10 protein-coding genes are annotated in these 13572 nt (G+C 63.8%); 5 read left to right on the forward strand and 5 right to left on the reverse strand.

The features are described from left to right. The first annotated feature begins 14 nt into the window (after nt 1–14). On the forward strand, nt 15–596 hold the full coding sequence (locus JKP78_RS18200) for a DinB family protein (protein ID WP_186690052.1): 582 nt from the start codon (nt 15–17) through the stop codon (nt 594–596). Nucleotides 597–650: 54 nt separating this feature from the next. Here JKP78_RS18200 and JKP78_RS18205 read toward each other — a convergent pair whose 3' ends face one another. The 3 genes from JKP78_RS18205 to trhP form a co-directional block, all read right to left on the reverse strand. Then, on the reverse strand, nt 651–1649 hold the full coding sequence (locus JKP78_RS18205) for an alpha/beta fold hydrolase (RefSeq protein WP_200627135.1): 999 nt from the start codon (nt 1647–1649) through the stop codon (nt 651–653). A gap of 144 nt (nt 1650–1793) precedes the next feature. Then, nucleotides 1794–2222: a DUF411 domain-containing protein gene (locus tag JKP78_RS18210; protein WP_085625662.1), complete on the reverse strand. Its 429-nt coding sequence runs from the start codon at nt 2220–2222 to the stop codon at nt 1794–1796. A 105-nt stretch (nt 2223–2327) separates the two neighbouring features. Beyond that, complete coding sequence (trhP, locus tag JKP78_RS18215; protein WP_200627136.1) at nt 2328–3662, reverse strand: prephenate-dependent tRNA uridine(34) hydroxylase TrhP; 1335 nt, start codon at nt 3660–3662, stop codon at nt 2328–2330. A 133-nt stretch (nt 3663–3795) separates the two neighbouring features. On the opposite strand from trhP, the gene JKP78_RS18220 reads away from it, so the two are divergent. After that, complete coding sequence (locus JKP78_RS18220) at nt 3796–4860, forward strand: AI-2E family transporter (RefSeq protein ID WP_186690046.1); 1065 nt, start codon at nt 3796–3798, stop codon at nt 4858–4860. Nucleotides 4861–4893: 33 nt separating this feature from the next. Here JKP78_RS18220 and phnX read toward each other — a convergent pair whose 3' ends face one another. Then, on the reverse strand, nt 4894–5721 hold the full coding sequence (gene phnX, locus JKP78_RS18225; protein WP_186690044.1) for a phosphonoacetaldehyde hydrolase: 828 nt from the start codon (nt 5719–5721) through the stop codon (nt 4894–4896). A 34-nt stretch (nt 5722–5755) separates the two neighbouring features. Beyond that, nucleotides 5756–6862, reverse strand: coding sequence for a 2-aminoethylphosphonate--pyruvate transaminase (locus JKP78_RS18230; RefSeq protein ID WP_186690042.1), 1107 nt, complete (start codon nt 6860–6862; stop codon nt 5756–5758). 112 nt (nt 6863–6974) lie between these two features. Here JKP78_RS18230 and JKP78_RS18235 point away from each other — a divergent pair, with 112 nt between their 5' ends. From JKP78_RS18235 to JKP78_RS18245, 3 genes are all read left to right on the forward strand, one after another. After that, entirely contained in the window at nt 6975–7838 is an 864-nt protein-coding gene (locus JKP78_RS18235) for a LysR substrate-binding domain-containing protein (protein ID WP_186690040.1), read from the forward strand. A 57-nt stretch (nt 7839–7895) separates the two neighbouring features. Then, nucleotides 7896–8918 (forward strand): AraC family transcriptional regulator, encoded by a 1023-nt coding sequence (locus JKP78_RS18240; protein WP_170029154.1) that lies wholly within the window; start codon nt 7896–7898, stop codon nt 8916–8918. Nucleotides 8919–9034: 116 nt separating this feature from the next. After that, nucleotides 9035–13462 carry an NEL-type E3 ubiquitin ligase domain-containing protein gene (locus JKP78_RS18245; RefSeq protein WP_200627137.1) on the forward strand — a complete coding sequence of 1476 codons (4428 nt, stop codon included), beginning with the start codon at nt 9035–9037 and terminating at the stop codon, nt 13460–13462. Nucleotides 13463–13572 lie beyond the last annotated feature (110 nt).

Consider the following 13572-nt stretch of genomic DNA (forward strand, 5'->3'; position numbering starts at 1 on the left):
AAAGGAGGGTAGCCATGGAGCCGTTGTCGCATTACCTGCTGACCCAGGCCTACAACAATGGCTGGGCCAACCACCGCCTGTACAAGGCCTGCCTGCAACTGACCCAGGATGAATTCGTCGCCCCGCGCTGCAGCTTTTTCCCGTCGATCAAGGCCACCCTCAACCACCTGCTGACGGTGGACTGGTTCTACCTGCACATGCTCGAATGCGAGCAACGTGGGGAGTTGCCCGACGCCGATGGCGAGCGCTTCTTCGCGCCGGAACAGCCGTTCGCCACCTGTACCGACCTGCAGGCCGAGCAGGCCCAGGCCGATCACCGGCTGATCACCTATTGTCGTGGCTTGCGAGATGACGAACTGGGGCGCTATGTGAACATCGTGCGGCCCGACCGGGTGCAGCGCGAGCAACGCTTGCGCCTGCTGGCACACCTGTTCGAGCACCAGGTGCATCACCGCGGGCAGGTGCACGCGATGCTCAGCGACACGGCCATCCGGCCGCCGCAGCTGGACGAGTTTTTCTGCGAGGAAGAGGCTGGCTTGCGGGCAAGTGATTTTGCCGAACTGGGCTGGACCGAGGCGCAAATCTGGAAAGGTTAGGGGGCCGCTTTGCGGCCCTTCGCGGGCTGGCAGAGCAGCCCCTCGACTACCGGCTCATTTGTCCAGCCACTCGACCAGCGTCCGGTTGAACCGCACCGGCTCTTCGATCTGCGGCGCATGGCCCATGCCTTCGAAGGTGATCAGCTCGCCCTTGGGCATCAGCTTGGCCACCTGCGGCCCCAGCACGGCGTACTTGCCCAGCCTGGCCTTCACTTCCGGCGGCGCGATATCACTGCCGATGGCCGTGCTGTCCTGGTCGCCGATCAGCAGCAGGGTCGGCATCTGCAGTTCCTTGAACTCGTAATACACCGGCTGGGTGAAGATCATGTCGTAGATCAGTGCCGAGTTCCACGCCACCGCTTCATGTCCCGGCCCCTTGTTGAGGCCGACCAGCATCTGTACCCAGCGCTCGTACTCCGGCTTCCAGCGCCCGGCGTAGTAGGTCTTGCGCTCATATTCGCGCACGCCGTCGGCATCCAGCTTGAGCTCACGGGCATACCACTGGTCAACCGTGCGGTAGGGCACGCCCAGCGCTTTCCAGTCTTCCAGGCCGATAGGGTTGACCAGCGCCAGGCGTTGCACCTGTTGCGGGTACATCAGCGCGTAGCGGGTGGCGAGCATGCCGCCGGTGGAATGGCCAAGCACCACGGCCTGCTTCACGCCCAACTGTTCGAGCAGGGCATGGGTGTTGCTCGCCAGTTGCTGGAAGCTGTACTGGTAATGCGCCGGCTTGCTGGCGCTGCAGAAGCCGACCTGGTCGGGGGCGATAACCCGGTAGCCGGCCTTGCTCAGGGCGTCGATGGTGGTTTCCCATGTGGCGGCGCAGAAGTTCTTGCCGTGCATCAGCACCACGCTGCGGCCGTTGGCCTGGCCTTGGGCAGGCACGTCCATGTATCCCATCTGCAGGGCCTGGCCCTGGGACTGGAAATCGAAATGCCTGAGTGGGTACGGGTAGCTGAAGCCTTCGAGCTGGGGGCCGTAGGTGGGCGACTCGGCGGCGATGGCCGGGCTGCCGGCAAGGCAGGCCAGGGCCAGGGCGGTTGCGCGCAGCATGGGGGCACTCCGTGTAGGGCCAGGTAGGAAGAGGCGACTGTAACAGTCGATGGACCACACGGAGCGCGAAAGGTGTTACCAGGCATGAAACCTGTCAGGCTGGTTTTTCGCCAGTTGTATCAGTGCCGGCGCGGGTAGCCGGCATCAGTAGTTGGCGACCACGGTGTCCTTGCCATCCTGGGTCACGCCGATGACCTGGTAGGCATCCTTGTGGTCACCCATTTCCATGCCCGGCGAGCCCATCGGCATGCCCGGCACGGCCAGGCCCTTGAGGTCGTTGCGCTTGGCCAGCAGGCGTACCTGCTCGGCCGGCACGTGGCCTTCGACGAACTTGCCGTCGATCACCCCGGTGTGGCAGGACGCCAAGCGTGGCGCCACGCCCAGGCGTTGCTTGACCGCGCTCATGTTGGGCTCGACGTGGTCGTTGACGGTGAAGCCGTTGTCACGCAGGTGGCTGATCCAGGCTTTGCAACAGCCGCAATTGGGGTCGCGGTACACGTCGATGGTCTCGGCGGCCTGTGCCAGGCCGGTCACGGCCAGCAGGCCCAGGGTCAGCAGGTGTTTGCGCAGCATGGGAAGCACTCCTTCCAGCGGTAGGTCAGCCGCTTAGTGTAAGCGGCCTGCACGATGTTCGCCCCTGGCAGCTGTCAGGCAGCTGAGACGCACATTACAGGATTGTCAGCTGGCCACCTCGTCACTGCCGAGGTCGCGCATCAGCAGGGCGTAGCCGAGGGCCACCTGCTCGGGAATCGGCAGGTACACCACATGGCCGTCACCTGGCGCCACCTCGATCGGCTGCTGCTGTCGGTCGCACAAGCGGTGCAGGTCGAAGTGGTAGTTGCCGCGCGGCGTCATCAGCTCCAGGTGGTCGCCCACCGCGAAGCGGTTTTTCACCCGGACTTCGGCCAGGCCGTCGACACGCGCCCCGGTCAGCTCGCCCACGAACTGCTGGCGCTCGGATACCGAGTTGCCGCGCTGGTAGTTCTGGTATTCGTCGTGCACATGGCGGCGCAGGAAGCCCTCGGTGTAGCCACGTTGTGCCAACGACTCGAGGTTGTCCATCAGTGCGCGGTCGAACGGCCGCCCGGCCACCGCGTCGTCGATAGCCTGGCGGTATGCCTGTACGGCGCGCGCGCAGTAGAAGTGCGACTTGGTACGACCCTCGATCTTCAGCGAGTGCACCCCTATGCCGGTCAGGCGAGCAACATGCTGGATGGCGCGCAGGTCCTTGGCATTCATGATGTAGGTGCCGTGTTCGTCCTCGAACGCAGGCATTTCGCTGCCGGGGCGGTTGCTCTCCCGGAGCAGGAACAGCTGGTCGGTCGGTGCACCCAGGCCCAGGGTCGGTTGTACTTCGCGCACGATGTCGCCGGTCGCATTCTCGGTGGCGGGCGTGGCGTCGTACTTCCAGCGGCAGGCGTTGGTGCAGGTGCCCTGGTTGGCATCGCGCTTGTTGAGGTAGCCCGACAGCAGGCAACGCCCGGAATAAGCCATGCACAGGGCGCCATGGACGAACACCTCCAGCTCCATGTCCGGCACTTGCTGGCGGATTTCCTCGATTTCTTCGAGCGACAGCTCGCGCGACAGGATTACCCGGCTCAGGCCCAGCTGCTGCCAGAACTGCACGCTGGCCCAGTTGACCGTATTGGCCTGCACCGACAGGTGCACCGGCATTTGCGGGAAATGCTGGCGCACCAGCATGATCAGGCCCGGGTCGGACATGATCAGCGCGTCCGGCGCCATCTCGATCACCGGCGCCAGGTCCTTGAGGAAAGTCTTCAGCTTGGCATTGTGTGGGGCGATGTTGACCACCACGTAGAAGCGCTTGCCCAGGGCGTGCGCTTCCTGGATGCCCAGTGCCAGGTTGGCATGGTCGAACTCGTTGTTGCGCACCCGCAAGCTGTAGCGCGGCTGGCCGGCGTAGACCGCGTCGGCGCCATAGGCAAAGGCATAGCGCATGGTCTTGAGGGTGCCGGCGGGGGCCAGCAGTTCGGGCTTGGCGGTAGGGTTCATGTGCGCACCGGGGCAAAAGGCGCGGATGCTAGTGCTCACGGACATTGCGGGTATTGATTTGCATCAAGGAAAGCGTGGCACTTTTACCCACGCGGTATGCACTAATATCCCAGAAGCCACGCGAGGACAGGCGATGAACGAAACCGCTTTACAGAACCGAGCCCTGGCAGTGCTCCTGGCGCTGGTGACCATTGCCTTCGTGTGGATCCTGCTGCCTTACTATGGCGCGGTGTTCTGGGCGGTAATACTCGGCATCCTGTTCGCCCCGTTGCAGCGCCACCTGTTGATGCGCTTCGGGCGTCGACGCAACCTGGCTGCGGCCACGACCCTGCTGGTTTGCCTGCTGGTGGCGGTGCTGCCGGTCATCATCACCAGTGCCCTGCTGGTACAGGAGGGCGCCGTGCTGTACCAGCGCATCGAGAGCGGGCAACTGGATATCGCCGGCTATGTCGAGCGCGGCAAGGACATGCTGCCGACCTTCGCCCAGCGCGGCCTGGACAGCATGGGCATGGGTAACCTGGACGGGCTGCGCGACAAGATCAGCAAGTGGGCGACCCAGGGTAGCCAGGTGCTGGCCAGCCGGGCGTTCAGCTTTGGCCAGGGCACGTTCGAGTTCGTGGTCAGCTTTGGCGTCATGATGTACCTGTTGTTCTTCTTCCTGCGCGAAGGCGCGGAGGTCGCTCGCCGGGTACGGCTGGCGGTACCACTGCCCGAGCAGCAGAAGCGCCGCCTGCAGTTGAAGTTCAACCGCGTGGTGCGGGCGACGGTGAAAGGCAATGTGCTGGTGGCCATTACCCAGGGGGCGCTGGGTGGTTTCATTTTCTGGGTGCTGGATATTCCCAGTGCGCTGGTGTGGGCGGTGCTGATGGCGTTTCTGTCACTGCTGCCGGCAGTGGGCGCGGGCATCGTGTGGGCGCCGGTGGCGGCGTATTTCCTGCTGACCGGGGCGATACTGCCGGGGGTGATCCTGACTGCGTTCGGGGTATTGGTGATCGGCCTGGTGGACAACCTGCTGCGACCGATCCTGGTGGGCAAGGATACGCGCATGCCGGATTACCTGATCCTGGTGTCGACCCTGGGCGGGCTGGCCGTGTTCGGCCTCAACGGTTTTGTCATCGGGCCGTTGATCGCGGCGCTGTTCGTGTCGAGCTGGGCGATCTTCGCCGCGACCAAGCCACAGGTGCAATTGCCGGAGTAGGGGGAGGGGCCGCAGCGCGGCCCCGATGAAGGTTCAGGATGCCTGCGGCATCTCGCCCTTGGCCAGGCGCCGGTTGATATCGGCGATCACTTCGGGCAATTCGTTGATCGTGTCGATCAGGTAATGCGGACGGGAGCCGGCGAACAGCGTGTGGATGCGCTGGCGTTCGCTTTCCAGCTTCTCGGCGCTCAGCGCGCGGTAGCCTTCCCAGGTCAGCCCCAGGGCATTGCCCGAGCACACCAGGGCCACGGTCCACATGCCGGCCCGGCGGCCCTCGAGAATGCCCGGCACGGTGTCGTCGACCTTCACGCAGGCCGCCACATCGTCGATACCCAGCGCGATCACGTTGGCCAGGGCCTGGGCCGGCCAGGGGCGGCCGTTCGGGGTTTCGTCGGTGGCCACCACATGGTCGGCCACGTAGCCGTTCTGCGCGGCCAACTCCACCACCTTGTCCATCACCACCTTCGGGTAGCCCGAGCACGAGCCGATCTTCAGGCCAACCTTGCGCAGACCGGTGAGGGTCTCCAGGGCGCCGGGGATCAGCGCCGAGTGCACGGCGATCTTCTCGATCTGCAGCGGCATGAAGCGGTTGTAGATGGCGGTGACATCATCGTCGGTCGGGGTGCGACCGAACACCTTGCGGTAGCGCTCGGCGATTTCCGGCACATCGCACAGGGTGCGGATGTGGTCCCACTTGCCCATGCCCATCGGGCCGCGGGCTTCTTCGATGGAAACCTGCACATCGAATTCGGCGAAGGCTTCGACAAAGATCTGGGTCGGGGCGAAGGAGCCGAAATCGACCACGGTACCGGCCCAGTCGAGAATGGCGGCCTGCAGCCGGGTAGGGTTGCTGTAGTTCATGTGCGCTGATTCCTGGATTGGGGTGGGCAAAGGGTCAGACGTGCAGTACTTCCATTTCCCGCAGCACTTCGGCCACGGCATTCACGGCGGCTTGCATACCGTCCGCGCCGACCACGCCAATGCAGCCGACGCGGAAGGTTTCCACCTGGGTCAGCTTGCCCGGGTAAAGGATGAAGCCCTTGGCCTTGACCCGCTCGTAGAAGTCCTTGAACTGATAGCGAGCATCGTTCGGCGCATGGAAGGTGACTATGATCGGCGCCTGGATCTCGGCTGGCAGGAAGCTGCGCAGGCCGATCGCGGCCATGCCGTCGAGCAGGGTCTTGCAGTTGTCGGCGTAGCGTCGATGACGCGCTGGCAGGCCACCTTCCTCGTGGTACTGCTGCAGCGCTTCATGCAGCGCGGCCACCACATGGGTTGGCGGGGTGAAGCGCCACTGGCCGGTCCTGGCCATGTAGGCATGCTGGTCGTGCAGGTCCATGGCCAGCGAGTGGGCATTGCCTTCGGCGGCGGCCAGGGCGGCTTTTTCGGCAAATACGAAGCCCATGCCGGGTACGCCTTCCAGGCATTTGCCGGAGGCGGCGATCAGCGCCTCGAAGGGGATTTCGCGGGCATCGATCGGCAGTGCGCCGAACGAGCTCATGGCATCGATGATCAGGCGTTTGCCGTGGCCTTTGACCACCTCGGCGATCTCGCGCAGCGGGTTGAGGATACCGGTGCTGGTTTCGCAGTGAATCAGCGCGACATGGCTGATGGCCGGGTCGGCGGCCAGCAGGCGCTCGACATCGGCAGCGGTGGTCGGTTGGTCTTCTGCGGTTTCGAAGGTGCTGAAGGCGCGGCCGAGCACTTGGCAGATCTTCGCCAGGCGCTGGCCATAGGCGCCGTTGATCAGTACCAGGACTTTGCCGTCACGTGGCACCAGGGTACCGATGGCGGCTTCCACGGCGAAGGTGCCGCTGCCCTGCAGGGGGACACAGTGATGGCTGGCGCTGCCATCGATGATCGCCAGCAGCTGCTCGCACACGCTGGCGGTCAGCTGGTTGAAGTCGCGGTCCCATGAACCCCAGTCCACCAGCATGGCTTGGCGGGTGCGCATCGATGTGGTCAGGGGGCCGGGAGTCAGCAGAATCGGGGTGATGCTCATGCCGTTATTCCTCGCAAGCGGTGGGCTGAAACTGGTGGGCCTAGGTTGCAATTCGGGCTTCTATCAATCAAATTGTTTGTTGTTATCCGAGCTATAAGTCAGGCCGATACGTATGAACCTGTTCCAGTTGCGCGCGTTCGATGCGGTCGCCCGTGAGGGCAGTTTTACCCGTGCTGCGGCGCGCCTGTTCATCAGCCAGCCGGCGGTGACCGGGCACGTGAAAGCACTGGAGGAGCACTACCAGGTCACCTTGCTGCGGCGTACTGCGCGGCGGGTGGAGTTGACCGAAGAGGGCACCCGCCTGGCGGCTATCACCCGCGCCATGTTCAGCCTGGCCGAAGAGGCGCAGGTCATGCTCGAGGCCAACCGCCAGCTGCTGACCGGGCGCCTGGAAGTGGCGGCCGACGGCCCGCACCGGGTCATGCCGATGTTGGCACTGTTGCGCGAGCGCTACCCGGGTATTACGGTCAACCTGCGTCTGGGCAACGCCCAGGAAACCCTCGCAGCACTGCTTGGCGAGCACGCCGATGTGGCGGTGCTGACCGAGATCGGGCCGCGCAAGGGCCTGTACCTGCAGAACCTGTGCGAGTCGCGGCTGTGTGCCTTGCTGCCGGCCGGGCATGCCTGGGCCTGCGGCGAGGGTGACCTGCCGCTGGCGGCGCTGCATCAGCAGATCATGGTGCTGCGCGAGCCGAATTCCACCACTCGGCGTACCTTCGACAAGGCGTGCAGCCAGGCGGCTGTGCAGCCTCGGGTATTGCTGGAGCTGGACAGCCGCGAAGCGGTGACCGAGGCCGTGGCCTGCGAACTGGGTATCGGCGTGGTGTCGTCGACCGAGGTGGCCAATGACCCACGGGTAGTGGCACGGCCCCTGGCCGGTCGCGGGCTGGTCAACCAGCACTTGGTCGGTTGCCTGGAGCGCCGCCGTGAGTTGCGCCTGATCCAGGCCTTCCTCGGCCTGGTTGCGGGGCTGTGATGGCTGTTTTGAATGGGGCGGCCTAAGATGGCTGGAACTGAGCGGACACGACGGTCGATGAGCGAAAAAGACACCATTTCCATGCAACTGGTGCGTGAAGCACTGCTGCAGACCTGCCCCGCTGGCGAGCCCGACAGCGGCCTGCTGGCCAGGGCCGGCATCGCCGTGGAGCAATTGCACCTGCCAGAAGCCCGCGTCAGCGCCGAAGCCTATGCCCGGCTCTGGCGCTTGCTGACGCGGCGCTGCAACGACGAATTCTTCGCCATGGACCCACGTGGCCTGCGTAGCGGCAGCCTGGCCTTCATGTGCCGGGCCAGCATGGCCCAGCCGACACTGGGTGCTGGCCTGGAAACGGCGCTGGCGTTCCTCTCGCTGATGCTCGAAGACCTGCAGCCCAGCCTGGTGCGCCAGCAGAGCCTGGCCGAGATCGTCATCAACGAACCGCGTGACGCGCCGCGCCGGGCCTTCACCTATTTCACCTTCTGGATGATCGTGCATGGCCTGGCCTGCTGGCTGGCCGGGCGGCGCATTCCAATCCTGGCCATCGACCTGCGCTGCAGCGAGCCGCCCTTTTGTGATGATTACCGGGTGATGTTCTCGGAAAACCTGCAGTTCCAGCGCCCGCGCACGCGCATGATCATTGCCGCTGACAGTCTTGACCTGCCGATCAGGCGCACGCCCGAGGAGCTGCAACGCTTTCTCGCCGAGGCCCCGGGCAACATTCTGGTCAAGTACCGCGACCCGGCCAGCTTCGCTCGGCGTCTGCGTCATGACTTGCTGCACCAGGCGCCCGGGCAGTGGCCCGATGGCGACAGCCTGGCCCGGCAACTGTGCCTGTCGCCGTCGACGCTGCGCCGGCGCCTTGCCGAAGAGGGGCAGACCTACCAGGGGCTCAAGGACAGTGTGCGGCGGGAGCTGGCAATTGCCTGGCTGAGCGGAGAGGAGGCTGGGCTGGGCGAGATTGCCGAGCGTCTGGGTTTTGCAGACAACAGTTCGTTCTACAAGGCATTTCGCAAGTGGTTCGGCTGCAACCCCGGGCATTACCGCGCACTGATCCAGGCCCGCGCCCCGGGGCGCTGAGGGGCGAGTATCGCTGTCCGACGGTAGCGCCCGGAGGCTTTGGAACACTTCCCTCTGCGTTGTGTCGCGGCGCTTGTACAACATGAAAGGCTCTGCTCAATCCCCTGGAGCCACTCATGCCCGCTGTTACCAATAGCCACGATCAATTCATCGGAGCCAGGTTACCGGCCTGGCTCAAGCGCGCCTCACGAGGTCAGATCAATACCCTGCGTAGCAGCCTGAACGCGCATCATGCGAGCCAGGCCCGCCTGCATGGACTGATGCTTGATCTGCTGTCGCCGTCGCAGTTTGCCGAAAAGCACCTGACGGCGCTGCTGGATGCGCCTTTGCCGGACGGGGTGGCCTTCGCCCAGCTCGAATGGCTGCAGGTTGCCCCGCGGTTTGGCACGCTTACTGGCACATTGCAACAGACTTACGAATACAGCGAAAGCCGTGAAAATGGCTTGCAGCGGCTGATGCGCAACTTTGCTGCAGGTAACAGTTATTTCAACGGCACAGGCCTGGTGCTGCCAGGTCGGGATCAGCCATTGACCCCATCGCTGGATGCATTCATCGCCGCGTGCCGCAGACTGGATGTCGGCCAGCGCTATCAGGATGAGTTGCGAAGGGTCTTCAGCCCGGCCACCCGGGCGATCCTGGCCGAGGACAAGCGCTCGGGGTTCAAGCTTGCGATCGAAGTGGCTGCGTTACAGGGCAACATAAGCGCCGATGTACAGATTGCCCTGCGTGAGGTGGTCGATAGCCAGTTGCACCGCCCGCAGGGGCTCAGGGCGACGCCCAGGCTGCTGATGATCCTGGGGCAACCGGTGGCTGACGGCTTGCTCATCCAGTTACATGACAACACCGGCCTGGAACGAGGCACCGTGCTTTACCTGCCCAGCGATCCACACCAGGCCTTGCGTTACTTCGACGATGCGGCGGGCATGAACGACGGCATGGCGCAGCAGCTGCAGAAGGCGGCCTACCGACAGTACTTCACCCAGCTGATAAGCCTTCAACAGCGCGCAGGTTTCGTTACTTTGCTTGGCCAACGCCTCAGTGACGAGCAGCCAGACTTGCAGCTTGAAAGCATGCCGCAGGAAGGCGGCATCTTCACCCAACTGGCTGAGCTGCAAGCCCAACGGGTCAAGGATGATGCACGTCTTTTACTGGTAACGAGCGCCGATGCCGATAGCCGCGCCGCAGAGGCCAGGCACGCGGAGTGGAAAGCCGTGGGGCTAGACATGATGAACCTGGCCGGGTTTTTCATTCCTGTCGTGGGCGCCCTGTTCATGGGGCAACTGGTGGTTCAGGTGTGTTCCGAAGTGTTCGAAGGGGTGACGGATTGGTACAGGGGGCACCAGCACGAAGCGCTGGACCATTTACTTGGCGTCGCCGAGACCCTGGCAGCCACGGCGGCTACCGTAGCAGGGGTCAGCTTCGTGCGCAGCGCATTCGTCGACGGCCTCGAACCGGTAAGCGTCGGTAATGGAATAAGCCGCCTGTGGCGCTACGACCCCGACCAGTATCGATCCATGCCAGACACCATTCATTTGCATGAGGACGGGCGCTTCGGCGGAGGTGAACGCCGCTGGATCCGCATCGATGGATACTACCTGGAAGTGCATAAGCCGGATGCCGATGGCCCCTATCGCTTGCGCCATGCGTCGATGGACGGAGGTTATGGCCCGGTGGTGCTGCATAACGGCGAGCGCAGCTGGCGTTTGCTGCGTGAGCAACCGCTGACCTGGCAGGAGCCCGAGCGTATGCTCGATGCGCTGTGGCCACAATATCCGCACATGGAGTCCCGGCAGGCGGAGCAGGTATTGCAGGTGGCAGGTGTCGACCTGGAAGAACTTCGCGGCGTGCTGGTGGAGAACCGCCCCGCCCCGGTAAGCCTTGGGCAGACCCTGCGTGCTTTCCAGGCACAGGACCGCATCGAAACGTTCTTTTCGCGAATTCGGCTGAACACCCTGATGCCGTCCGACAGTGAGCTGCTGGCCTGGTGTGAGGGCCGGCCGCAGGTTGGCCAGGGGCTGGCACAGGTACTGGAACACGAGGTTGAATTACGACCGCAATTGTTTGCCCACCTGACACAGCAACCGTTTGCCGAGGACCCGCTGACGCAGTTGATCAGGCGTGACTTTCCAGGCTTGCCTTCGGCCTATGTGCGGGAAGTGGTTGCCCACGCCAGCGAACTCGAGCATGGCATGGCGCGGGTCGAGCAACGCTTGCCGTTGCCCTGTGCGCAGGGTGCGCGTTCGCTGTTGCGCCTGGCTCGGCTGAATCGGGCGTTAGCAGGCTTGTACCTGAGTACTGGCTACAGCAATGAAACAGGTGAACTGGCGCTCACGTTGCTCGAAAACCTCGAACTCGAAAACATCGCTATCGACCTGCGTGAGGGCACGCTGGACGGACGTTCGATCAAGCTTCTCGGTGGCGGCGGGCAAGGTCGGGCAGATCGCATACTGGTGTACAGCGATGGCGGGTTCCAGGTCTACAACGGCCTGGGTGAGCAGCAAACCGTTACGATGACTGACCCTGGTTGCATCTATCAGGCCATCTTCGCAGTGCTACCACCTGCGCAGCGGCCTGGCATTGCTTCAGCGCAGCAGTTGCGCGACCAGTTGCTGGCACAGTTGCCTGTTTCGCATTGGGGTGTCACCCGCATGCTTGGCTGGCCTGAGCAGCGCAGATGGTTCAGCCCGGGCCGCCGGCTGCAAGATGGACGTTTGGGTTACCCCCTCAGCGACCATCCTTCCATCCCTCCCAGAGATGAGCAGGCAATCATTCGCGACCAGCTGCGTGCGCTGTATCCAGGCCTGGACGAACAGGCGCTCGATACGGAACTGGCGCGCTTGCAGCAGGGCGAGCGCCCGGTATTCGAACGATTGGTGGAATTGCAGGACGGCCATGACCAGCTGGTCCAGCACCTTGACCGCTGGGTTGCAAGCGAGCTGCAGGAAAGCCGCCAAGCTGAGCGCAGGCTGACCGCAGACAGCATCCTTCGGGCCTGGCGATTACAGGGTGAGGTCGTCCCTGGCGCGCAAGGCCGAGCGCAGGGGCAGCGCTTGTCACTGACCGGCGCGCATTTGCGCACACTTCCAGTATTACCGCCGCAGATCGATTTTCATCGTATTACGATGCTGAACATCAACGATACGCCGATAAGTGACATTCCAGTCGATTTCCTCCGCCCGTTCACTGCCGTGACTGCCCTGAACCTCAGCAACAACCAGTTGCTGCGCCTGCCTGTGGGCATCGCGTACCTACCGGGTGTACAGGTGTTGCGCCTGGCGCACAATCAGATCCGGCTCGATGCTCAGACTGTCGCGATACTCCAGGGCCGGCCCAATCTGACCCATCTGGACCTCAGCTACAACCGGCTGGAGGCGCTGGATCTGAGGTTTCACTACCTGTCCCGGTTGACCAGCCTGAACCTGCGGCATTGTCGGCTTGGCACCTGGCCACAGTATCTGGAACTCTGTGGTTTGCTCGAGCGCGCCGACCTGCGTGACAACCAGCTGCGCACGGTGCCGGATGAAATCCTGCAAATGCCGTACGCATTCCGCCGTGTCATCCTGACAGATCGCAATCCATTGACAGGCGTGGCGTTGCAACGATTGTATGCCCTTGACGTCATCAACGAGCACGGGCACTTGCCCGAGACGTCATGGACTGTCGACCTGCGTCGGGCGCTCACGCTTCTGGTTGCCAATGCAGACGCAGCGGAGCAGCAGCGACGACAGGAGCTGTGGCGGCGAATGCTGCAGCAACCAGGGAGCAACCGGCTGCTCCGGCTGTTGGCCCGCCTCGAATTCACCGCCGATTACCGCCAGGCGGGGGCGGCACGAGCAGAGTTGGTCGAGGGCGTGTGGAACCTGCTGGGTGCGCTGGACGCTGACCCGGTGCTCTGCACACGGGTTTTCGCGCGTGCCGAGCTGCCATTGTCCTGCGCGGATGCGGTCGCCAGCCAGTTCAGTGCACTGCAGTTGGAAGTCACGCAGGCCCAGGCGGCAACCCAGGCGCTTAACTCCGAGAGCAGAAGCAGTTTGCTGGCGCTGGGCCGTCAGCTGTTCCGACTGGAGCAGTTGGAGGGGATCGCTTATCGGGATTGTCGACAGCGCCTTTCGGCTGGGGAGCATACCGATGAGCTGGCCCTGCAACTGGCCTACCGAGTGCGCCTGCGTGTTCGCCTGGCGTTGCCCTCTCAGCCCCATGCCATGAGCTACCCCGGTGCGGTGGAACTCGCAGATACCCAAGTCGAGGATGCGTTCCGGCGGGTGACCCAGGCGCAAACGCTCAGCGCCCTCACCGATAGCCTGAGCCAGCGTGAATTCTGGCGCCGTTATCTGCGCCAGCGGCATGAGCAGATGTTCGACGCCATCACAGCGGACTACAGCCAGCGCGCAATCCGGCTTCAAGCGCAGAGGCCGGCCTTGTCGCCGGCCGAATACCAAGCACAGCTGGAGCTGCTGCGAGAGCGGGAAGGCGCGGATATCGAGCGCCTGGTCAGCGGGCTGACGCAGTCCTATCTGCGTGCTACCGAGCGTGCCGAGGGCTGAGCCCGAGGCGGCCAAACCGGTCATCGAGATTGACAGCTTTGGCCATTGTCGCCGTGCCTGAGCGGCGCGAACATCGTCGGACCGATGGTTAACTCCAAAAACAACAAACC

It is taken from the genome of Pseudomonas sp. LAM2023, assembly GCF_016620375.1.
GTDB classification, from domain to species: domain Bacteria; phylum Pseudomonadota; class Gammaproteobacteria; order Pseudomonadales; family Pseudomonadaceae; genus Aquipseudomonas; species Aquipseudomonas anuradhapurensis.